The organism is Cobetia sp. UCD-24C (genome assembly GCF_001306765.1).
GTDB lineage: Bacteria > Pseudomonadota > Gammaproteobacteria > Pseudomonadales > Halomonadaceae > Cobetia > Cobetia amphilecti.
Map to the genome: position 1 here is coordinate 149,246 of NZ_LJTD01000008.1, position 23,629 is coordinate 172,874.

Annotated in this window: 15 protein-coding genes; 11 read left to right on the forward strand and 4 right to left on the reverse strand. The window is 61.8% G+C overall.

The window, feature by feature from the left end:
• Nucleotides 1–432: 432 nt before the first annotated feature.
• Complete coding sequence (gene gorA, locus AOG28_RS12685) at nucleotides 433–1,821, reverse strand: glutathione-disulfide reductase (RefSeq protein WP_043334248.1); 1,389 nt, start codon at nucleotides 1,819–1,821, stop codon at nucleotides 433–435.
• A gap of 398 nt (nucleotides 1,822–2,219) precedes the next feature.
• On the opposite strand from gorA, the gene can reads away from it, so the two are divergent.
• The 10 genes from can to AOG28_RS12735 all read left to right on the forward strand — a co-directional run bounded on the left by can (nucleotide 2,220) and on the right by AOG28_RS12735 (nucleotide 15,645).
• Nucleotides 2,220–2,873: a carbonate dehydratase gene (can, locus tag AOG28_RS12690; protein WP_043334249.1), complete on the forward strand. Its 654-nt coding sequence runs from the start codon at nucleotides 2,220–2,222 to the stop codon at nucleotides 2,871–2,873.
• A gap of 1,017 nt (nucleotides 2,874–3,890) precedes the next feature.
• On the forward strand, nucleotides 3,891–5,486 hold the full coding sequence (locus AOG28_RS12695; RefSeq protein WP_054556670.1) for an ABC transporter substrate-binding protein: 1,596 nt from the start codon (nucleotides 3,891–3,893) through the stop codon (nucleotides 5,484–5,486).
• Nucleotides 5,487–5,811: 325 nt separating this feature from the next.
• Nucleotides 5,812–6,858, forward strand: a complete 1,047-nt coding sequence (locus AOG28_RS12700; RefSeq protein ID WP_054556671.1) for an ABC transporter permease — start codon at nucleotides 5,812–5,814, stop codon at nucleotides 6,856–6,858.
• Nucleotides 6,855–7,838: an ABC transporter permease gene (locus tag AOG28_RS12705; protein WP_052384673.1), complete on the forward strand. Its 984-nt coding sequence runs from the start codon at nucleotides 6,855–6,857 to the stop codon at nucleotides 7,836–7,838. Before AOG28_RS12700 ends, AOG28_RS12705 begins: the two co-directional genes overlap by 4 nt.
• A gap of 20 nt (nucleotides 7,839–7,858) precedes the next feature.
• On the forward strand, nucleotides 7,859–8,911 hold the full coding sequence (locus AOG28_RS12710) for an ABC transporter ATP-binding protein (protein ID WP_082388765.1): 1,053 nt from the start codon (nucleotides 7,859–7,861) through the stop codon (nucleotides 8,909–8,911).
• Nucleotides 8,908–9,987 (forward strand): ABC transporter ATP-binding protein, encoded by a 1,080-nt coding sequence (locus AOG28_RS12715; protein ID WP_054556672.1) that lies wholly within the window; start codon nucleotides 8,908–8,910, stop codon nucleotides 9,985–9,987. Before AOG28_RS12710 ends, AOG28_RS12715 begins: the two co-directional genes overlap by 4 nt.
• A gap of 352 nt (nucleotides 9,988–10,339) precedes the next feature.
• Complete coding sequence (locus AOG28_RS12720; RefSeq protein WP_054556673.1) at nucleotides 10,340–11,251, forward strand: LysR family transcriptional regulator; 912 nt, start codon at nucleotides 10,340–10,342, stop codon at nucleotides 11,249–11,251.
• A gap of 133 nt (nucleotides 11,252–11,384) precedes the next feature.
• On the forward strand, nucleotides 11,385–12,749 hold the full coding sequence (gene pepQ, locus AOG28_RS12725) for a Xaa-Pro dipeptidase (protein WP_054556674.1): 1,365 nt from the start codon (nucleotides 11,385–11,387) through the stop codon (nucleotides 12,747–12,749).
• A gap of 348 nt (nucleotides 12,750–13,097) precedes the next feature.
• On the forward strand, nucleotides 13,098–14,156 hold the full coding sequence (locus AOG28_RS12730) for a hydrolase (protein ID WP_043334253.1): 1,059 nt from the start codon (nucleotides 13,098–13,100) through the stop codon (nucleotides 14,154–14,156).
• Between the two features lie 319 nt (nucleotides 14,157–14,475).
• Nucleotides 14,476–15,645 (forward strand): dicarboxylate/amino acid:cation symporter, encoded by a 1,170-nt coding sequence (locus AOG28_RS12735; RefSeq protein ID WP_054556675.1) that lies wholly within the window; start codon nucleotides 14,476–14,478, stop codon nucleotides 15,643–15,645.
• Nucleotides 15,646–15,824: 179 nt separating this feature from the next.
• Here AOG28_RS12735 and msrA read toward each other — a convergent pair whose 3' ends face one another.
• Nucleotides 15,825–16,463: a peptide-methionine (S)-S-oxide reductase MsrA gene (gene msrA / locus AOG28_RS12740; RefSeq protein ID WP_131432038.1), complete on the reverse strand. Its 639-nt coding sequence runs from the start codon at nucleotides 16,461–16,463 to the stop codon at nucleotides 15,825–15,827.
• A gap of 49 nt (nucleotides 16,464–16,512) precedes the next feature.
• Between msrA and AOG28_RS12745 the strand changes: the two genes are divergently transcribed.
• Nucleotides 16,513–16,989, forward strand: a complete 477-nt coding sequence (locus AOG28_RS12745; protein WP_082388783.1) for a YchJ family protein — start codon at nucleotides 16,513–16,515, stop codon at nucleotides 16,987–16,989.
• A 149-nt stretch (nucleotides 16,990–17,138) separates the two neighbouring features.
• Here AOG28_RS12745 and tamB read toward each other — a convergent pair whose 3' ends face one another.
• Together tamB and tamA are read right to left on the reverse strand one after the other, a co-directional pair.
• Nucleotides 17,139–21,311 carry an autotransporter assembly complex protein TamB gene (tamB, locus tag AOG28_RS12750; RefSeq protein ID WP_160317878.1) on the reverse strand — a complete coding sequence of 1,391 codons (4,173 nt, stop codon included), beginning with the start codon at nucleotides 21,309–21,311 and terminating at the stop codon, nucleotides 17,139–17,141.
• Nucleotides 21,312–21,403: 92 nt separating this feature from the next.
• On the reverse strand, nucleotides 21,404–23,437 hold the full coding sequence (gene tamA / locus AOG28_RS12755) for an autotransporter assembly complex protein TamA (RefSeq protein ID WP_054556677.1): 2,034 nt from the start codon (nucleotides 23,435–23,437) through the stop codon (nucleotides 21,404–21,406).
• Nucleotides 23,438–23,629: the final 192 nt, after the last annotated feature.

Genomic DNA, 23,629 nt, shown 5'->3' on the forward strand with positions numbered 1-23,629 from the left:
TTCAGGCTTATCCACTGCCACATGGCTGATATTTCAGTAATTTGAGGTGCATAACGCTGCACTGAGACTAGCATAGCTGAAGTGCGCGAGTACCAGCTTGTCATGCTTTATGCTACGAAAGGTGTAGGTGTTGGCAGTGAACTGCGCAGACAGCGACTTGTCCCTCGCCTATCGAGGATTGCCACTTCCTCATTGCGTGCAACTTTCAGCGCGGATTGAGATAGTCGCTGCTGCTGACTGTGTAACCTGCACCGTTACTCAGTAACCATGGCTCCCCTTTCGCAGTTGATTTGCGCCTGGGAGCACGCAGAAGACGCATGCAAAAACGCCCCACGGCAAGGCCGTGGGGCGTTCTGTTTTCGATGTTCTGTTTCGACGTTCAGTCTTTTCGAAGCTCAGTCATTTCGACGAACCGTCTTTGCGACTGGCTTGTCAGGTGCGCGTGACACTGCGCATGGTGACGAACTCTTCCGCTGCCGTCGGGTGAATGCCCACGGTCAGGTCGAAGTCGGCCTTGGTCAGGCCGGCACGCACGGCGATGCCGATGCCCTGCATGATCTCACCCGCTTCATCACCGACCATGTGCACGCCGACGACCTTGTCGCTGGCGTCATCGACGATCAGCTTCATCAGGCTGCGCTCATCGCTGCCGGACAGGGTGTGCTTGAGCGGACGGAAGTCAGCGGTGTAGACGCGGATGCTGTCGAACTTCTCGCGCGCCGCTTCCTCGCTGAGGCCGACGGTACCGATGTTCGGATGACAGAATACCGCTGTCGCGATGCTGTCGTAGTCCAGACCACCCACGACGCCGTCGCCGAAGTGCGCACGTACCAGGTGCATGGCTTCTTCAAGTGCCACCGGCGTCAGTTCCGGACCGCCGATGATGTCGCCCAGCGCGAGGATGGACGGGGTGGTGGTCTCGAAGCGCTCGTTGACGCGCACGGTGCCATCGACATTCAGCGCCACATCGACATTCTCCAGCCCCAGGCCTTCGATGTTCGGCTTGCGACCGGTGGCAGCGAGGATGCAGTCCACTTCCAGCACCTGGCCATCGCTCAGGCGCACGCTGTAGACGTCGCCCTGCTTGTCGATGGACTCGACCGTGGTGTTGAAGTGCAGGTTGACGCCCTTCTTGGCCATCTCGTCACGCGTGAACTCGCGCACTTCGTTGTCGAAGCCGCGCAGGAACAGGTCGCCGCGATAGCTCAGATGCGTCTCGGCACCCAGACCATTGAAGATGCTGGCGAACTCGACGGCGATATAGCCACCACCGATGACGAAGAAGCGCTTCGGGAAGCTTTCCAGATCGAAGATGCGGTTGGAATCCAGCGCATGTTCACGACCCGGGAAGTCCGGCAGGAACGGCCAGCCACCGGTGGCGACCAGAATCTTGGCCGCAGTGTGACGCTCGCCATTGACGACGACGGTGTTGGCATCGGCGATGCTGGCACGGCCTTCGATCAGCGTGGCGCCGGAATTGTTGAGCAGATTGCGATAGATGCCGTTCAGACGAGAGATCTCGGCGGTCTTGCGATCACGCAGGGTCGCCCAGTCAAAGCGCGGGGCGTCGCCCAGATCCCAACCGAAGCCGGCGCTGTCCTTGAAGGAGTCATGATAGTGGGCAGCGTAGGAGTAGAGCTTCTTGGGCACGCAACCGACATTGACACAGGTACCGCCGAGGTAGCGGTCTTCTGCCACGGCAACGCGGGCGCCGGTCGCGGCGGCGGTCCGGGCAGCGCGAACGCCGCCGGAGCCGGCACCAATGACGAACAGGTCGAAGTCAAACTGGCCTGTCGCAGGCTGATGGGTCTGATCGGTCACGGGAATCTCCTTGATGAATTGGCCACATGGTATCAGGACTCGCGCGGCCTCGGGAGTCCCGTGTCGCTGGGCACGGTTACCCGCGTATCGGCCTTCAGGTTGACCCTGTGGCCTCTGACACGGTAAATATGTCCAACAAGCATGTTAGACAAAAGTTACAACGTGCTGGCACAGGGGCTAGCACCGTCATTGGCGAAGCGCTCTGCGGGCGCGTAACATTGTTGCTCGTAACACTGTCGCTCGTAGCATTAGCGCTCTGACGTCTTGCCTGACGCTGCCGTGAATGCCTGCCTCATGGGCCTGAGCCAAGAGGCTCTGCGCCCGAGAGGCACCACGGCCAACGCCCCTGTGCGACAACCGTCCCCTGCCCCCGTCATTTGAAAAGTGGTCTCCCTGCCATGAGCAATATCGAAAAGCTGCTTGAGCAAAACAAGGTCTGGGCTGAATCCATGACCGAGCGCGACCCTGAGTTCTTCAAGCGCCTATCGGACCAGCAGAATCCTGACTTTCTGTGGATCGGCTGCTCGGATTCCCGCGTACCGGCCAACCAGATCATCGACCTGCCGCCCGGCGAAGTCTTCGTTCATCGCAATGTCGCCAACCTGATCCACTACAACGACATGAACGCGTTGTCGGTGATCCAGTACGCTGTCGATGTCCTGAAGGTCGAGCACATCATGATCGTCGGCCATTACGGTTGTGGTGGCGTGCGTGCCTCGATCACCGGCGGTGACAATGGCATGGTCGACTACTGGCTGCACACCCTGCGTGAGCTCTACAACCTGCACTATGACGAGCTCAAGGACCTGCCGCTGGATGAGCAGGTCGACCGCATGTGCGAACTCAATGTCCGCTCTCAGGTGCAGAACCTGGCCAGAACCAAGATCCTGCAGCGTGCCTGGGAGCGCGGTCAGAAGCTGGAAGTGCACGGCTGGGTCTACGGCCTGTCCGATGGTCGAGTGAACAACCTCGATTGCACCATCAGCAACCTGTCACAGGTGCCGCAGCTGTATCGTGTGGACCGCATCGAGCCTTTGCCGCAGCAGGACTGATCAGGCCGACCTGATCCAGCTGCCGGTGCCGCAGGATGCCGGTAGCAACATCAGCGCCCTCCGACGCGCCTCCCACCCGGGAGGCGCGTCGCGTTTCAGGCCTCGCGTGCGCGATCGCGCCTAACTGGGTCTGCTTTCTGCTCTTTGTCTCCCTCCCTGTTACTGTCCCTTTTTGCAATATCCTTGCTTGCCTCCTCGGCAACCCTTCGTCGGTTCTGATCACCTAGGGTTTGGCGTCCATTGAATGGAATCAGACCTGGCAGTCACCGGCGCTGGAAAGTCTTTCACGTGTTTTCAGCGCAGCGTTTGGGGATTTTACAGCGCAGTATCGACTCTGCAGGCCCTCGTGGAGGGCCTCTGAGGCGCAACTTTGGTCGCAGAACGCTAGGCGCACCAATCAAGTGCAGAGACTGCACGCAGTGAAGAATCACCGCCTATCCTGTCGGCTTTTCTACTGCTGATGGTGTCTGTTTATCGCTAGGTGGCGTGAAGCCGGATTGGCGGTATTCAGCGTACGCAATGTCTCTCAACCAGGCGCTGTCGGCTGATGGAACTGATATACACCACCGCCACACCGCCTCCCAAAAACTTGCAAGAACTCGATTATCACATCTATCTCAGGTGATTGATTCTATTGGGATCTTCTTGTCATGAAGGCTTGCAGCGTGAACGAGGCAGACCAGTGTCACGGTGGCTTGCCCAGCATATGGCAGGGCTGAATCGCTCCGTATTGCCCTGAGAGGAAGCGCGCGCAGTTTGCGGGGTTATTGAGGTGACAAATGGTGACGCTGTGTGACATCCGGGGTGTCGCTTCGTCGATCTCGCGCCCTGCACCAGCCTGGATGACGTTGCGTGGTCAGGAAAAGGCTATTCACCACCTGCATCCGGCTACTCAACATTTCGATTGTCCCGCGACCAAGTGACTCTCTACTGTTAGAACGCATCCTGCGTGTCTGCCTCGACAGCCGCGCAGGATCGCCACAACAACAATCAAACTACACAAGCAAAGGGATGCTCATGACCCGTCAGAATGCCCTCCAGTCTTTCTTGCCCAAGAAGACCCTGTGTGCGCTGATCGGCAGCGCGACATTGGCCATGGCGGCTCCGGCAATGGCCGAAGACGTCACCCTGCGCATGGCCTACGACGCTGACCCCGTGACCCTCGATATCCACGAGCAGCTTTCCGGCGGCACCCTGCAGCTGTCGCACATGGTCTACGACCCGCTGATTCGCTGGAACAAGGACCTCGGCTTCGATGGCCGCCTGGCCAAGAGCTGGGAGCGTGTCGATGACAACACCATGCGCTTCCATCTGCGCGAAGGCGTCAAGTTCCACTCCGGCAATGACTTCTCCGCCAAGGATGTGGTCTGGACCATCGAGCGCCTCAAGAAGAGTGCTGACTTCAAGGCCATCTTCGCACCCTTCACCGACGTCAAGGCCGTCGATGACTACACCGTGGACCTGGTAACCGACAAGCCGTTCCCGCTGGTGCTGAATGCCGCCACCTATATCTTCCCGATGGACAGCGCGTTCTATTCCGGTGAGACCGAAGACGGCAAGGCCAAGGATGAGATCGCCAAGGCGGCCAACACCTTCGCCTCACGTAACGAGTCCGGCACCGGCCCCTACAAGGTCGCGGACCGTCAGCAGGGCGTGAAGATCAGTTTCGAGCGCTTCGAGGATTACTGGGATACCGAATCGCCGGGTAACGTCGATGACATCGTGCTGACGCCGATCAAGGAAAACGCCACGCGTGTCGCGGCGCTGCTGTCGGGTGACATGGACTTCATCGCGCCGGTACCGCCGACCGACCTGGAACGTATTCGCAAGCAGGACGGCGTGCACCTGGTCGAGATGGGCGGCACCCGCATCATCACCTTCCAGATGAACCAGGAGCGTGTCGAAGCCTTCAAGGACAAGCGTGTCCGTCAGGCCGTCAACTACGCCATCAATCAGGAAGGCATCGCCCAGAAGCTGATGAAAGGCTTTGCGACCCCCGCCGCCCAGATGTCGCCGGATGGCTATCAGGGCCACAATCCTGAGCTGACGCCGCGCTATGACGTGGCCAAGGCCAAGGAGCTGATGAAGGAAGCCGGATACGAGGATGGCTTCGAGATCAGCATGATGGCGCCCAACAACCGCTATGTGAACGACGCCAAGATCGCCCAGGCCGTGGCCTCGATGCTGGCCAGGATCAACATCACGGTCGACCTGAAGACCCTGCCCAAGGCCCAGTACTGGCCGGAATATGATGCGCGCGCCGCCGACATGATGATGATCGGTTGGCACTCGGACACCGAAGACAGTGCCAACTTCTTCGAATTCCTGACCTTCTGCCCGGATGCCGACAGCGGTGTCGGTCAGTACAACTCCGGCAACTACTGCAATCCGGACGTCGACAAGATGGTCACCGAGGCCAACCTGGAAACCGACACCGAGAAGCGCGCCAAGATGTTGCAGGCCGCCGAGAAAGCCGTCTACGACGATGCCGGTTTCGTGCCGCTGCACTGGCAGAACCTGGCCTGGGGCGCGCGTGATGGCGTCAACATCGAGCCGGTGCTGAACGTGATGAACTTCCCGTACCTGGGGGATCTGGTCATCGACCAGAAGTGATCCCGCCGCGTGAGTGAGAGACAGGCACTGAACCGCCTTGCATCGTTCAGCGCCATGTTCCTGGCCACGCACCCCTCGCGACAGGCAAGTCAGGCAACCGGAGACAGCCTAAGCGAACTCTCTGGTTGCCCTGCTGACCTGAACGCGACGACTTACCCCCGCCTGTTCTTCCCCCTTGGTCATCGCCTCTCGGTGATGGGTTGGGGAGCCTGTGCCCGATGGCAGGCCAGCGACTGGCGGGATACCTGACACCCAGCGTGATCGGCCAGCATGGATAAGGCCGACGCGCGCGAGACCGTGATGTTCACGAGGAAGGTGGCGATCCATGATTGCCTTTCTGATCAAACGCCTGATGCACGCCGTACTGGTCATGTTCGTGATCAGCATCATCAGCTTCGCCATCCAGGACAACCTGGGCGACCCGCTGCGCGAGATGACCGGCCAGGCCGTGTCGGAAGCCCAGCGTGAAGTCATGCGCGATGAAATGGGCCTCAACGACCCCTTCATCACCCAATATCTGCGTTTTGCCGGCAATGCCCTGCAGGGCGATCTCGGCAACTCGTACTTCTACAAGCAGCCAGCGACCGAGGTGATTCTCAAGCACCTGCCCGCCACGCTGGAGCTGGTGATGGCCTCGAGCCTGATCATCATCCTGCTCTCGGCGCCCATCGGGGTGTTCGCGGCGATTCGCCCGCGCAACTGGCTGTCACGCCTGTTCATGGGTACCTCGATCATCGGTATCTCGGTGCCGGTCTTCCTGACCGCCATCGTGTTGATCCAGCTGTTCGCGATCGGCGTGACAGTGGACTGGTTCCCCAGCGACACCACCTGGGGCAGTGTCCTGAACGGCATGCTGTCCACCGATGGCGGCATGCCCTCCTACGGACGTGGTGAGCTGGTGCACGTCGCGGGCACCTGGTCGAGCGGCTTCTTCACCGCCGACGGCCTCTGGCACCTGGTGCTGCCGGCCATCTCGCTGGCCTCGATCATGCTGCCGCTGTTCATCCGCCTGATTCGTGCCGAGATGATGGAAGTGCTGCAGTCGGACTACATCAAGTTCGCGCGCGCCAAGGGTATCGGCCTCAAGCGTATCTACTTCCTGCACGCACTGAAGAACACCATGCTGCCGGTGATCACCGTCGGCGGAGTGCAGATCGGCACCATGGTCGCCTACACCATCCTGACCGAGACCGTCTTCCAGTGGCCGGGCATGGGCCTGATGTTCCTCGAGGCCATCACCCGCTCCGACATCCCGCTGATCGTGGCCTACCTGATGATGGTCGGCGTGATCTTCGTGATCACCAACACCCTCGTCGATCTGATCTACGGACTGGTCAACCCCACCGTCAAGCTTGCGGGGAAACCGGCATGAGCCAATCCAATACCCAATCGAGCAACGCGCCCGTCACCCCGAAGACCAGCTCCATCGTGGTCCCTGGCCGTTGGCAGCGTTTCCGCGAGTCCTACCTGGTCTACAGCTTCAAACGTGACTGGATGGCTCAGGCCTGTCTGCTGGTGTTCATCGCCATGGTGCTCGGGGCCTTCCTCGCGCCGTGGATTGCCCCGGCTGACCCCTATGACCTGGCCAGTATCGACATCATGAACTCGGAGCTGCCGCCGGCGTGGATGGCGGGCGGTGATCCGGCCTTCCTGCTGGGCACCGATGCCCAGGGGCGTGATCTGCTCTCCACCATCCTCTACGGCACGCGCGTGTCGCTGTTGATCGGCTTCGGCGCGGTCATCCTGCAGGCACTGCTCGGCGTGACCTTCGGGCTGCTGGCGGGCTATCTGGGCGGGCGCATCGATGCCTTCCTGATGCGCATGGCCGATATCCAGCTGTCATTCTCGACCCTGATGGTGGCCATCGTGGTGGGCGCCATCATCAAGGCGACCTTCGGCGGCGCCGCCTTCTCGGATTACGCGCTGATCCTGTTGATCCTGATCATCGGGCTGGCGGAATGGCCGCAGTATGCGCGTACCGTTCGCGCCTCGGTGCTGGCGGAGAAGAACAAGGAATACGTCGATGCCGCGCGGGTAATGGGCTTCCGCTCCCGTCGCATCATGTTCCGTCACATCCTGCCCAACACCCTGTCGCCGATCTTCGTCATCTCCACGGTGCAGATCGCCAACGCGATCATCTCGGAGGCGGCGCTGTCCTTCCTCGGTCTCGGCATGCCGGAGACCCAGCCGTCGCTGGGGTCACTGATCAAGTCCGGCTTCGACTACCTGCAGTCAGGCAGCTGGTGGATCACGCTGATCCCCGGTGGCGTGCTGATCGTGCTGGTCCTGGTCATCAACCTGCTGGGCGACTGGCTGCGTGATGTCATGAACCCGCGTCTCTACAAGGGCTGAAGCCGAGAGGAGTCAAGACAATGGCACTACTTGAAGTCAACAACCTCGACGTCCGCTTCGCCATGCGAGGCGGTGAGGTGCGCGCCCTGCGCGACGTCAGTTTCACTCTGGAACGCGGTGAGCGCCTGGGGATCGTCGGTGAATCGGGGGCCGGCAAGTCGGTCGCGGCCTTCACCATCCTGAATCTGATCGCCAAGCCCGGCTACATCGCCGGCGGCGAGATCAAGTTCGATGGTGAAGTGCTCAACACCCTCAAGCCCAAGGCGATGCAGTCGATTCGCGGCAACCGCATCTCGATGATCTTCCAGGACCCGATGATGACGCTCAATCCGGTGCTGACCATCGGCGAGCAGATGATCGAGTGCCTGAAGGCGCACCGCCGCATCTCGCGCAAGGATGCGCGCGCCATCGCCCTGCACAAGCTCAATCAGGTCTTCATTCCCTCACCGGAAAAGCGCCTGGATCAGTACCCCCATGAGCTGTCCGGCGGCATGCGTCAGCGCATCATCATCGCCATCGCGCTGCTGCTGGACCCGGACATCATCGTCGCCGATGAGCCGACCACCGCGCTGGATGTGACCATCCAGGCCGAGATCATGGAGCTGTTGCTGCTGCTGTGCGAGAAGCACAACGTCGGGCTGATCCTGATCACCCACGACCTGGGCGTGGTCAGCCAGGTCACCCAGCGCACCCTGGTGATGTATGCCGGGCGCGTCATCGAACAGGGGCCGACCCGCGAGATCATCAATGATGCTCAGCACCCCTACACCCAGGGGCTGATCAACGCCCTGCCCCAGATGGCCACTCCGGGCAGCCGTCTGAACCAGATTCGTGGCTCGATGCCGACCCTGACCAAGATTCCGGCCGGTTGCGCCTTCAATCCGCGCTGTGACTTCGCGGCGAATATCTGCCTCGAGAAGGTGCCGGCCTTTGCCCATTCCGGCAACTGCAAGGTGGCCTGTCATATGGTCGATGCCATGGTGGCCGGCGAGCGCTGGACCCCGATCATCACCGATGCCAACGGCAATGGCGCCACTCCCACTGACAGCCACCGCACGGAGGTGAACGCATGAGCGCGGCAATTCTGAAGGACGCTCAGTCCTCCTCCCAGGCCTCCACCCGTGTAGATAGCGCCGAGCTTGGCGAAACCCTGGTGGAAATCCGTGATCTCGAGAAGCGCTTCTCGTTGTCCGGCGACTTTCTCGAACAGCTGACCTTCGAGAAGGGACGCCTGAGTCGCAAGCAGGAATACGTGCACGCCATCAATGGCGTCACACTGGACGTCAAACGCGGTGAGGCGCTGTGCGTGGTCGGGGAATCCGGCTGTGGCAAGTCGACGGTCGCGCGCACGGTGATGGGGCTGCTCAAGCCCAGTGGTGGCGAGGTTCGTTTTGACGGCACCCGCATCGACAATATGGCCCCGCGGGACCTGCTGCCCTACCGCCGTCGCATGCAGATGATCTTCCAGAATCCCTATGCGTCGCTGAATCCGCGCATGACCATCCAGCAGACGCTGGAGGAGCCGCTGCGCTTCCATCAGCCGACGCTCAAGGATGGCGAGGTGCGCGACAAGATCGAGGAGGTGATGCGCTCGGTGGGCATCGACCCGGACTGGGGCAAGCGCTTCGCCCACGAATTCTCCGGCGGTCAGCGTCAGCGAATCTCCATCGCCCGCGCGCTGGCGGTGGACCCGGAGTTCATCGTCGCCGATGAGCCGATCTCGGCGCTGGACGTGTCGATCCAGGCGCAGGTGCTCAACCTGATGATGGAGGCGCAGGAGCAACGCAACCTGACGTATCTGTTCATCACCCACGACCTGGCCGTGGTCGAGCACTTCGGCACCCGTGTCGCGGTGATGTATCTGGGCACGCTGTGCGAGCTGGCGGACACCCGTTCACTGTTCGCCCGCCCGCGTCACCCCTACACCCAGGCATTGATGTCGGCGATCCCGCGGCTGCACGATGACAAGCCCAATCACATTCGCCTCGAGGGCGAGGTGCCGACACCGGTCAATCTGCCTTCGGGCTGTGTCTTCCATGGCCGTTGTCCGCATGCCAATCAGCGTTGCCGCACGGAGATTCCGCGCCTGATCGCCACGGACACCGGTCAGGTCGCCTGCCACGCCGTGGAAGAAGGCCGCATCGACTGATGTGATGGCAGTGACGAAAGTGATGACGGCGATGTGATGGGCGCCATCGATCATTGTGTTTCCGGCCCCAAGCAAGGAAAGACCGCGCAAGGTTGCCATTGTCATCGGCAACCTTGCGTCTTGCGCTCATTGACGATTGCATCTCGCGTTTTGTGTGGGCAAGATTTCGCACATCCGCTACTGACCAACAGGTCAATTGGCGCCATTGCCCACGATGCTTAGAAGAAAATTCAGCGTGGCACCGGGCCCCGATGACGCATCCCCAAGATACTCTGGTGTGACACGTCCGAAGAGATGTGCGCCCGACCTCCTGACATGGCCTGTTCCCAGGCCGACGAGGCACTCCGATTACATGGAAATTCGCTGGCTCGAAGATTTCATCGTTCTGGCTCAGACCCGACATTTCTCGCGGGCAGCCGATGCACAGAATGTCTCTCAGCCCACCTTTTCCCGCCGCATCAAGTTGCTGGAAGAGGAGATGGGCACCACCTTGATCAATCGTCAGACCCTGCCGCTGTCGCTGACTCCCGCCGGAGACGAGTTTCTCCAGCTGTGCGAGCAGATCACCGAGCGCGTGCGCATCACACGCGAACGCCTGCAGGACATGGCCCAGCAGCAAGCCAGCAAGATATCGCTGGGGGCACCGCAGTCTCTGGTATCCCACTTCTTGCCCGATTGGCTCGATCAGCTTCAGCTGCGTGAACAGGTGCTGCCCTATCTGCGTGCCACCGGCTGGCTGGCGGCCGACTATTTCCACGGTCTGGATCGCGGCGAATGTGATCTGGCGCTGTGCTATTGGCCTCAGGCACGTGTGGACCTGGGCTTTGAGCTGGACAGTTACCAATACCTGGTGGTCGGCGAAGAAACCTTCATTCCGCTGTGCGCGCCCGGCGCGGATGGCAATCCTCGCCATCAGTTGCCGGGCACGCGGCGCAATCCGCTGCCGTTCATCAGCCCGCATCCGCGCGCCGTCATCGCCACCTCGCTGATGGCCCATCTCGCTCAGGTCCCGATTCAGGCGCATCTGGTCACCATGAACGAGAATATCCAGGCGGCCAACATCAAGGCACTGGTGTTGCAGGGCTATGGCATCGGCTGGTTGCCGCAGCGTCTGGCCGCAGAGGAAATCGCCAGCGGCAAGCTGGTACGTGCCGGTGACTCGCGCTGGGACCTGAGTCTTCATATCCGCCTGTATCGCCCGCGCGTGCCGCGCCACGACAGTGTCAGTGAACTCTGGCACCAGCTGGAAGCCCATTTCTCGTGAGTCACCCGGGCAGGAGGGTCGACGGCGCCGACTCAGCGGCGCTTTACCCTTCATTCCTACATTCTCCATCACCTCACGCCATTGACGTTCACTCCTCCAGGTCAGGCGTGCCGACCGTTTTCAAGGAAACATGATGTCTGACAGCCAGCTCAACGACCCGACTATCACCCACGCCGCGGCACATCGTGCGCATCTGGCGGCGCTGCAATCCGGCTACGAAGTTGCCATGCAGCAGCATGATATGGACGCCATCGTGCTGCACAGTGGCAAACCGAAGCGGCATTTCGCCGACGATCAGGATGCCAGCTTCAAATCCCATGCCCATTTCCTGCACTGGGTGCCGATGGCGGGTCTCAGCGATAGCTGGCTGGTGATTCGCCCGAGCGAGCGCCCGACACTTTACCTCTATGCCCCCGATGACTTCTGGCATCTGTCACCTAGTCTGCCGACGCCGGACACTGCGCCCTGGGCCGAGCAGTTCGAGATCGTCCATCTGCGCAAGCCGACACTGCCACAGCGTCCCGAGGGCCGCGTGGCGCTGCTGGGCGAGATCGCCGAGCTTCAGCCGCAGGTGGTCAGCGAACTTGAGGCACTGCCCAACCCGGTCGGCCTGGTGCGCCAGCTCGACGAGGGACGCGTCTGCAAGAGCGAATTCGAGATCGCCTGTCTTAAAGAAGCCAGCCTGCGCGCCGCGCGTGGCCATCTGGCTGCCCGGCGCACTTTCATGGAGGGCGGCGCGGAGCTCGATATCCAGCTGGCCTATCTTGGCGCGTCGCGCCAACGGGAATCGGATGTGCCTTACGGCAACATCGTCGGTCTCAACGCGCATGCCGCGGTTTTGCATTACCAGCATTATGCTTTGCGGGCCCCCGCCGCCCGTCACAGCCTGCTGGTGGATGCCGGCGCCAGCGTGCACGGCTATGCCTCTGACATCACGCGCAGCTGGGCGGGCGATGATGCGCTGCCGCTCTATCGCGCGCTGATCGAGGGCGTGGAGGCGCTGCAGAAGCGTCTGATCGCAAGGCTCGCGCCCGGGGTGGACTACGTCGACCTGCACCTCGAGATGCATCGCGAGCTGGGTGAGCTGCTGCGAGAACTGGGCGTGGTGTCCCTGCCCGCCGAGGAACAGGTCGCACAAGGCATCACGGCAGCCTTCTGCCCGCATGGCCTCGGGCACCTGCTGGGACTGCAAGTCCATGATGTGGCGGGTCGCATTCCTGATCACACCACCGGCGACATCCGTCAGCCGCCGCAAGGTCACCCGATGCTGCGCCTGACGCGTGTGCTCGAGACCGGCATGGCCATCACCATCGAACCGGGCTGCTACATCATTCCCATGCTGCTGGAGCCGCTGCGCAACGATGCACGCGGTGAGCATATCGACTGGAAGCTGGTCGAGGCGCTGGCACCGCATGGTGGTGTGCGTATCGAGGACAATCTGGTCATCACTGCAGACGGCGCTCTCAATCTGACGCGCAGCCTGGCGACTGGCCTGTAATCAGGCCTGTCACAACACTGTCTGGGCCTTTTCGCTGTGACGCTTGCCGTCACACGCCTGATTCAAGCCGCCATGGGCCCTGTGCCGATGGCGGCTTTTTGTCGCGTATCCCGGGGCGGCGTATTCGAGCACCAGGCCAATAATGTGATCCAGGGTCGAGCTATCACCGTTGGCGTCGATGCGTATGCTGCACTGCGACTAGCGATTGGCGTCGCCAAGTGAAATGATGCCAACGATATCCGTGCAGAAATTCCTGTCAGATCTTGCTGTAGGCCACCGCCATCAAGGGCATGTCCATCACCCGACCACCAACGTCATCGCCCTGGCCTGCCACTGGAGCTACCTCACATGCCGCACTCCATCTTCACGTCAGAGTTTCGCCCTGCCCTTGGCCTGCGCAATCGCCATGTCCAGACCTTGTTGCCGCGATTTCTGCCCCGCGCGCCCCTGAGTCGTCGCACCGAGATTCTCAATCTCCCCGATGGTGACTTCGTCGAGCTCGCCTGGGTCATCAGTGACGGTCATGAAAAGCGGGAGCGTACGACGGCCCTGAGCGACGATGCGCCCCTGTTCGTGCTGTTTCATGGCCTTGAGGGTGACTTGAGCTCGCCCTACGCCCGTGAGCTGCTCAATGCAGCCGCCCGGATGGGCTGGCGACCGGTGATGATGCATTTCCGTGGCTGCGGGCAATCTCCCAACCGCCTGCCACGCGCCTATCACAGCGGAGATACCGCAGACGCCTATTGGGTGCTCGGCGAGCTGGGGCGACGCTATCCGCACGCCATCAAGGTCGCCTGTGGCGTATCGCTGGGCGCCAACATGCTGCTCAAGCTGGTGGCTGAGCAAGGCGGTGATGGTCTGGACCTGGCCGGCGCGATCGCCATCAGCGCCCCGCTGGACCTAGCGGCCAGCGCGGACGTGCTCAATCAGGGCTTCTCGCGCCTCTACCAGCGCCATCTGCTCAAGGGCTTGAAGGCCAAGGTGGCGGCGAAGCTTGCCAATGGCCCGCTACCCATCTCGATCGGAGCGCATCAGCTTACGCAGCTCAACAGTTTCTGGGCCTATGACAATGAAGTTACCGCACCCCTGCATGGCTTCACCTCGGCGAGTGATTACTACACGCGCTCCTCGGCGGGCCGTCTGCTGAGCGAGATCGAACTGCCGACGCTGATACTGCAATCACTGGATGACCCCTTCATGCCACGCGATCTGTTCGCACGCTTCCACCAACCTTCCGAGGCCGTGCGTATCGAGCTCAGTGAGCGCGGTGGGCATGTCGGCTTCGTCGAATGGCGCCGTGGGCGACTGAGCTCCTGGCTGGCTCGCCGTGTCAGTCAGCAGCTGGATGCCTGGAGCGGGCTGCCCAAGCCGCAAGCGCAGGCCGAGGTGCAGAGCGAAGCGCACTGAGCTGCCTGCATCGAACTGGCGGCATTGTTCGCCACTCAGGCGCCAACACGCTTCCCCTCTTTGGCTTTCTTGTCCTTGGCTTTCCTCGCCTCTTTTCGTCTCTCCCACCCTTGCTTGCCTTCCCACCCTCAGATCAGGTGGGAAGCCCTGAGCCCTGACTACGACCGTATGCGTTTTGGGATAGCTTAATTTAGAGCATTAAAAATGATAACGGTATAAAGGATGTATGGTGTGAAGGGTGACACGGATCACTGTCACGATTCAGGGAGAATGGTAGACTGCGCGCCCATCCTACGTTCAAGACTCTACTGGCCTGATAATGAACCTGATTTTTCGCCTGGTGCTCGGCATCGTGGCTGGCATACTGCTGGGACAATGGGCTCCCGAATCCCTGATACGCGCCCTGCTGACCTTCAAGGTACTGTTCGGTGAGCTGATGGAATACGCCATTCCGCTGATCATCCTGTTCTTCATCATGAGCGGGATCGCACGTCTCGAGCGCTCCTCGGGCCGTCTGCTGACCCTGACCATCGTGCTGGCCTATGCCTCGACGACGCTGGCAGGACTGTTGGCGGGCATCGTCGGGCTGGAGGTCGTGCCGCATATCGTGCAACAGGACCAGCTGCCGGTCAGTCATGCCATCAAGCACTTGAGCCCCTACTTCACGCTGGATATTCCGCCGCTGACCGATATCAGCACCGCCCTGGTGACGGCCTTCCTGTTCGGCATCGGTATTTCCGCCACCGAGCATGACGGCATGCGTCAGCTGGCCGACGGCGGCCGCGACATCGTCGAGCGCTTCATCGCCAAGGCGTTGATTCCTGCCCTGCCGTTCTATATCGCCGGCCTGTTCTGCGAGATGACGATCGCCGGCACGGTGGCCAATACCCTCAAGAGCTTCGGCATGATCCTGCTGCTGGCGCTGACCCTGCACTGGCTGTGGCTGAGCTTGCTCTACGTCACCAGCGGCACCAGCACCGGCCGCTCGCCCATGAAGGCGCTGGCCCACATGCTGCCCGCCTACTTCACCGCCGCCGGTACCATGTCTTCCGCGGCCACGATTCCGGTCACCGTGCGCCAGATGCACCTCAATCACATCTCGCCGTCCGTGGCGAGCTTTGCGGTGCCGTTGCTGGCCACCATCCACATGTGCGGCAGTGCCATCACGCTGACCGTGTGCGCCATTGGCGTGATGCTGGTCACTCCCTCACTGGCAACGCCCGAGCTCACCACCCTTCTGCCGTTCATCGCCGCGCTGGGCGTGACCATCATTGCCGCGCCCGGCTCGCCCGGCGGGGCCGCGATGACCTCGGTGGGCGTATTGCAGAGCCTGCTGGGCTTCGATGCCGCCGCCGTCGGCCTGATGATGGCGCTCTATCTGGCGCAGGACAGCTTCGGCACCGCGTGCAACGTCACCGGCGATGGTGCCCTGGTGCAGTGGATCGATCGCTTTGCAGAAGCCGAGCAGGATCGACAGCGCTACCGCTGACACTGTGCTTCGCCACATCTGACCGATAGCGGTTTCTTACAAAAGCTGTTTCTGAAAGAACAAAGCCTCATGGCGGCCGTGTACTGCGCGGCGACCATGAGGCTTTCGTGTCTCTCAGCGGCAATCTGTCACCAACAGGCTCATGACGGCATGCCCTGCCTGTCATGACTGCCGAGCTGTCAGCCGATGGGGCAACTGATTCCCGTGCCTTTCAGGCCGCAGTAGCCGCCCGGATTCTTGGCCAGATACTGCTGGTGATATTCCTCGGCGTAGTAGAACTCGCGCAGCGGTGCGACCTCGGTGGTGATGCGGCCGAGACCGGACTGGTCCAGCGCCTGCTGGTAGTCGGCCATGCTTTTCTCGACGATGGCGCGCTGGTCTTCGCGGGTGTAATAGATCGCGCTGCGGTACTGGTTGCCGATGTCATTGCCCTGACGCATGCCCTGGGTCGGGTCATGGGCCTCGAAGCTGGCCCGCAGGATCTCCGGCAGGCCGATCACCGTCGGATCAAAGATCACACGCACGACCTCGGTGTGGCCTGTCTTGCCGGTGCAGGTCTCTTCATAGCTCGGATTCGGCGTATGGCCGCCGGCATAACCGACCGCCGTCACCTTGACGCCTGGCAGCTGCCAGAAGAGGCGCTCGGCTCCCCAGAAGCAGCCCAGTCCCAGCACGATCTCCTCACACTCACTGTCGAACGGCGGTACAATCGAGCGGCCATTGACGTGATGAACGCCGCTGATGCGAACCGCTTCACTGCGCCCTGGCAAGCTGTCCTGCGCTGAAGGAATGGTCTGCTTATCTTCCGTTATCCACATGGCGGACTCTCTCCTGTGTCGCGTCGTGCAATCGTGTATAGGTTCAATGATGTCATCTCTGCCCCCCAAGATCTGCCCCTGTCAGCCCAACAGCGCCCAGGCGCGACGCTACGTCGATTGCTGTCAGCCGATTCATGCTGACATCACCCGCGCCGAACGCCCCGAGCAATTGATGCGCGCCCGCTACAGTGCCTTCTGCCTGTCGCTCGCCGACTTTCTGATCGACAGCTGGGACCCGGCCCATTGCCCGGCACGCGCCGATCTCGAAGGTGCTGGCCCGCAGTGGCTGGCATTGGAGATTCTGGACAGCGGACAAGACGCCGATACCGGCATGGTACGCTTTCATGCCACCTTCTTCGAGCAGGGAAAGTTCCAACAATTGCAGGAACTTAGCCGCTTTCATCACGATGGCCATCACTGGCGTTATGTCGACGGTGATGCCGAGTGGCATACACTGACGCCGGGGCGCAACAGCCTGTGTCCCTGTGGCAGCGGCAAGAAGATCAAGCGTTGCTGCACTGCGTGACCGTCAGCGTCTTGTGCTGACGCGCGTGCGCTTGAGCTCTCAAGCATAAGCGAAACTAGCACCTCTGAAATGCCCCCTCCATAACGAGACAGCCCCCACCTAACCTGTCGATGGGGGCTGAGTTTGTGGCAATCAATTGGCCTGACGTGTCATCTGTCCTTGCCGACTCTGGGCGCCAGCTCGCTGCGACCCAGCGAGAAGCTGTAGAGCAGATCCACGGCCTGCGCCGTGCCGGACACCGCTTCGGCATACAGATTGCGGAACAGCTTGTAGCGCAGCGTCAGTTCCGCGATCGGCGAGAACAGCCCGACGCCGTAACTGAGCTTCAGGTCCGGGGCGATATAGCCGCTGACCACCACCTGGCTGTCATCCCCGCTGCCGGAGCTGTCCAGACTCAGGTCACGCACGCCGAAGGTTTCCCCGATCTGGCCGACCACTTGGCCACTTTGCGCCAGTGACATGCCGATCAAGGCGGACGTGACCGCACTGTCACTGCTGGTGTCGCTGTCCAGGCCTTCGCCGCGCAGCAGATAACTCAGTGCCGAGGACTCATCCATCGACGGGTCCGAGAAGATCTCGACGCTGGGTGACGAGGCAAGTCCCGTCACACGCACCCCTGCGGTCACGTCGTCCTCGGTGTTGTCAGGATCACGGATCGCCTCGATATTCAGACGCGGGCTCGAGGGCGGTCCGGCCAGCAAGACCTGCCCCTTGCTGATCTGCAGGTCCTGTCCGAAGCTCTTGTAGGTTCCGTCGACCAGATTGACCTCACCGAAGACCTGCACGCCGCCCTTGGACTGACGCACATCGAGATCGCCTCTGAGCTTGGTCTTCAGCCCCATCGCCTCCAGGCGTGCATCCGGTCCGATATGGATGCCGATACGCACATCCAACGCCATGCCGGCCTCATTGAGCGCCTTGGCAGTATCGCTGCCATCGGCAAGCTCGGCCGGGTTGGAGGTGTCCTCATCACTGGGACGCTCGATGATGATGGTGTCACTGGAGGGTGACACGGCAGACGGCGGCACCTGGTCCACTTCGATGCGTGTCCACGGCACCTTGACGTCACCCCGCAGCTTGAGAAGCGTGGGGCTGGCATTGATCTCGAGATCCGGCGCGACGCGCATGCGGCCGATCCCGGCGATATGCAGTTCGAGCGGATTCTTCGCACCGTCGAGGTTCAATGACGCCGTCCAGTCCTCAAGCGTCGGCCAGGCCGCCTCGCCATCGATGCCCCAGCGCGCATCATTGCCCACCAGATAGCCATCGATATCGGCACTATTGCCATCGAAGTCGACGGTGAACTGGGCATCCGACAGCGACACCGGCAGGCCTTCGCCCTGGACCTTGACGCCGGTCAGCGCGATCGGGCCGGTCAACGACGGCAGGCTGAGATTGCCGCCGACCTCGACATCACCCGCCAGCTTGCCTTCCAGTTGGGTCATGCCCGCCACCAGCGGACGATACGGCGAGAGGTCGATGTCGCGGATGGCAAGCGAGCCATCCAGCTGACCTGCGCCCGCCGGGTCGAGGACCGACGCGGTGAGACCGATGCCGCCAGCGCTGTCGAGGCGAATCTGGGTATCGAGATCGGCCTTGTCGGGTGTGGCCTCCAGCGCCAGTTGCAGGGTGGTCTCGGGCAGTGACCAGGCATTGCCGTCGGCGTCTTCGCCGGCCAGCGTCAACTTGCCCGCCAGCTCCGCGTCAGCATTCCAGCGTTGGCCACCCTGCTTCCAGCTTGCCGTGATCTTGCCGCCCGTGGCACCGCCGATGGTCCAGCTCTCCGGCATGGCGCTCTGGGCCATGTCCAGCGGAATCCCCTCAAGAGTCACCACGGCCTGACCGTCATTGCCCGCGCTCAAGGGCTCGGCGACACAGATCTGGCCGCCCTGTTCGCGACTCAGGCAGAACGGCTGCACCAGCACGCTGCCCTTGGCGAGATTGGCATCGAAGCTCGCCGGCGTGTCGAAGTTGAAGTCCCCGAAGTCGGTATTCGCCGTCAGCGGAGACAGTGCACCACGATAATGCTCACGCGCCTTGTCGAGCCCCCCCTTGAGGGTCAGTCCCAGACGAGAAAGCGGCATCTCACCGGCCATCTCGGTATCGAACTGCAGGGTGTGATCGCTCAGGAAGCCTCCCAGCGTCAGCGCAACCGTCGCGATCTGCTGTCCGCCAGCTCTGACATCATCGGCATTCAGGGCGATATCCAGTGCCGGGTCATCAATGCCCCGCTTGCGAGCATCGACCCCGGCCGACAGCGCCATGTCGGAGATACGGTTCTCACCGATCTGCAGGCGTCGTGCGCTGAAGTTGCTGGCCAGCTGGGGCTTGTCGAGCGTGCCCGAGGCATCGATCTTGCCCTTGAGCTCACCCGCGATATCCGGCATCAGGGTCGAGAGCGCCGGGAAATCGATGTTGGCCGCCAGAGTGATGGTCTTGGCAATCTTGCCATTGGCGCTCAGACGGTTCTGGCCCTGGCGCAGCTCCAGCGCATTGACGTCCCACTGCATGTCGGCATTGCCTGAAAGCTTGCCGGTCAGCGTGAGCGGACGCTCGAGCAAGGTGCCGTGGATATCCAGCTTGCTGACATCGACGGCCCACGGTCCTTGCTGCGGCTGTTGGAAGCTGGCCACGAGATTGCCGCTCAGCTCACCACGCACGGCTTTCTGACCGCCCCCGGTCGGGGCCGGCAGCAAGTCTTCGGGATGCAGCTTGTCGAGGGCCAGCTCGGCGGCGACCTGGATACCTTCCTGCCAGTGAATCTCGCCACGGGTGGTCGCGGAGCCACGCTTGAGCGCGATCTTGAGCGGCTGCCAGCGGTAATGCGCGAGATCGCCGTCGCCTGCCAATGACAAGGTGGCGCGCGGAATGTCACGCCCCTCGATGATGGCGTCCAGCGTGGTCGTATACCCCGACAGTGAGCCCTTGGCGACCAGCGCTAGATTCTCGACGCTATAGTCAGGCGTGAAGGAGGCAGCGGCAGCGGTGCCGGACGTATTCTTGCCATCCTTGGCTTGGGTCGCTGTCTGAGCGCCTTTCTGCGCATCAGCGGAGGTGTCATCAGAGGCATCAGTGACGGCAGCAAAGGGCCAGGTGATCCGCTCGGAGCTCAGGCGCGCCTCGAAGGGCAGATCGTTGTCCAGTACATCCGCGCTCGCCACCAGCTCAGCGGCCAGCGGACCGTCGGCCTTGAGAGAGGCTTCAAGATCCGCCAGCGAACCCTCCAGAGTCAGGCGGAGCTTTTCATGACGCACGGGATCAATCAGGGTCTCGGCATTGAGCGTGGCGCTCAGGGGATACTCGTCCTTCAAGGTGACCTGCGCCACGAGATCGGCGTTCACGTCACGGGAATCGACCTCGAGACGCGAGAGCGTGATGTCATGTCCTTCCGCCTTGAGCGCCAGCGACAGGCGACTGACCTCATACGGGCTTGGCCCCTCGAGCGCAAAGTCTTCAATGGCGAGATCGGGAACCTCGATGGTCAGCGGAATATAGACTTCCGGCAAGGCGATGCGTCCGGCCTGTGCTGTCTGATCCGTGGTTTCAGCGGCAGTCTTGCCAGACACTTCTGCGGCGTCATCAGTGACGGTCTTATTCGAGATGGCCTTGGCGGCGCTCTCGGCTTGAGACGCCACGACTTGAGCATTGACCACTGCACTTGCCGCTTGCTGAGCCTCAGGCGTGATGCTCACTCCCTCGAGACTGACGGCATCTGACGCCGTTTGAGCCGCGGCGGCATCGGCCGGAATGAAACGACTGGTGATCAGGCGTGTCTCGCCCAGCGTCAGCGTACTCACTGACAGCGCAGCCGAGGTATGGAAATGATCAAAGGTGACGCGACTGCCATCCGCCAGCGCCAGGGCGAAGTCATCAATGGCGACCTTGCGCACCTCGATGGGAATCGGCACCACGATGGGCACGTTGAGGCTCTCACCGCTCTCCGCTTCCGGCTCAGTGCTGGCACCGTTTTCGCTCAGGGTGATCGCGAGACCACTGGACTCCAGCGACTCGAGACACAGCTTGCCCTTGAGCAGACAGTCCTCGCCCCAGGCCAACGACAGCGAGTCGGCATTGACGGCCAGCCCCGGCAGATCCAGCGAGACGTCCTTGAGCGACAGTGCTTCCAGCGGTGAGCCGGAGGCCTGGGAATAATCGATGAAGCCACGCGAGCGCGCCTGATCGAGCACCAGCCCGGTGCCCCACGGGGACAGCACGCCCCCGACCAGCAGCATCGTCAGCCCGATCAGGAACACGAGCAGCCATATCAGCAACCGGATGACCAGGCCGCCCCGACGTACATAGGGATTAGACAATTCCAACATCTCCATATCTTTTTTATCAGCTCACTCGCTCAGCTGATGGTCCTTTGCTGGCGCTTGATCCGCACGACACTCGTTTTAGAGACGCGGCCCGCTCAGAATTCCGGCCCGATCGAGAAGTGAATACGGTAATCGTTGTCATCGTCATCGAAGGGATGGGCGATATCGAGACGAATCGGCCCCACCGGCGAGATCCAGCGAATCCCCATGCCGGCCGCCGTCTTGAGCTCGAGTGCGTCCCAGCCATTGAAGGCGTTACCGGCGTCGTAGAAGGTCGCGCCCCACCAGTCGCCGGTCAGGCGGTAATCGTATTCCAGGCTGCTGGTGAGCAACGAGCTACCGCCTTCCAGATCGCCGTCATCATCTTCCGGGGCGAGTGTCTCGTAGGAATAGCCACGCACACTGTTGTCACCCCCGGTGAAGAAGCGCATCGAGGGCGGCATGTCATCAAAGTTGTCGGTATCGACGTGGCCGACGCCCATGCGCGCCACGAAACGATGGTTGTCGCCGATGGAGCGTATCCAGTTGGTGTTGAACTGGGAGCGCAGGAAGGTCACGTCCGAGCCCCACATCTGATCGCCGTACTCGAAGGTCAGCTGTTGGCGGTCGCCCCACATCGGGAAGGTCTTGGGACGGGTGCGGGTACGGTTCCAGCTCACGCCGGGATACAGCAGCAGCACGGCTCCGGATTCGTCCGCCTGGGTGTAGTCCTCATAGGTGGACCCGAAGAACACCCGCTGGGTCCAGCCATTGTCGAACTTCCACTCGCGGGTGAAGCGCACGGTGGTCTCGAGACTCTCGGTATCTTCATCATCGGTGTTCGACATCCCGTACTCGAGGACATAGCTATCCTTGAGCGGGTCTTCGAGCGGCATGCGGTATTCGCCCTCGAAGGTCTGTTCCGGTGAGGACAGGAACAGGCTGTTGGTCAGGCTATGGCCATAGCGATTGACCCACGGCATCTCCCAGCTGAACTGCAGGCGTGGCCCGACATCCGTCGCGTAGCCGATACCGGTCTCGAACTTGTGACGGTCAGCGGGAATCAGGCTGATGTCCACGGGGATGATGGGGCCGTTGGCCGTCTTGACCGCTGCCTCCAATGCATCGCCCGTCAGCACCGGCGTGTCGTTGCCGGCGGCTACGGTAGCGCCAGCCACAGCGGAGCCAGCGTCATCAGCCTCCACGGTGGCCTGCGCAGCAGAGGCCGTCGTGTCCGAGGGTGACGAGGCGTCAGCGCGGCGGCTCTCATCCCCCGTCTGCTCGCCCTCAGTACCCTCAACTTCAGCTCTCTCGACATCGGCAAGCCATGACCCCTCATAGCCCTGTGCCTCGGCATAGGAGGTCTTGATCTCGCTGTCGGGGCTGGTGGTCTTGAGTTCGGCGCCCGGGTTGAGCTGTGGCTTGATCGCGGCCGAGCGGAACCAGCCGGCCTCACTCAGCCGCTGGTTGAACTGGGTCAACTTGCCGGCTTCGTAATAATCGCCAGTCTCGAACGGCTGCATGGCCTTGACGCGATCCAGCTCTATCTGACTGTTGAGGTAGGTGATATCGCCGAAGCGGTAGCGCTGACCGCTCTGCATGACCAGATAGATGCGTGCCGAGTGCAGCCAGGGGCGTACCTCGATGCGCTGCTGGGAGAAGGAGGTGTCGAAATAGCCGCGCTCGAGACTGAGTGACGTCAGGGTCGACTTGAGACTGTCATAGCGAGAGTGACGCAGCACATCGCCTTCCTCGAGGTCGGCGTCGGCCAGCACCTTCTTCATGACCTTGTCGCGTGCGGCGTCGCCCTCGAGTCGCAGCTCCAGCCTCTCGATGGTGACCGGCTCACCGGCATCCACCGTCACGACCACATCATCGCCGCCCAGCAGCCCCTTCTCGGGATAGCTGAGCGTGATCTGGGCATCGTAGTAACCGAAGGCCTGCAGGGCTTCCTGGGTGCGCCGGATGATCTCATCCTCATAGCGCTCGGCCGGTGCATCGCCCTCAAGCGTCATCCCGGCCAGGAAGTTGACCACATTGGTCGCCGTCGCGCCCTTGACGCCCTTGACGGCGGCATCGATCGCCAGCGCCTGCGGCGCGAAGCACAGGCCGCCACACACGATCAGCGGCGTCAGATAGCGATGCGGCAAACCGCGCGTCCTGGTCGCTCGAGCAGACTCTTTGTTGTCGCCACTCATGATTCGTCCTTTGTTGAGTGCTGGTGGAAAGCACTGTCCATCGTTCCCATTCATCATGTCGTGCGGCGCTCGGTCATCACGGGGCGTGTCACATGGCCCGCCAGAGTGGCGGACCACGCCATATCTCGTTGCTTACTATCCATG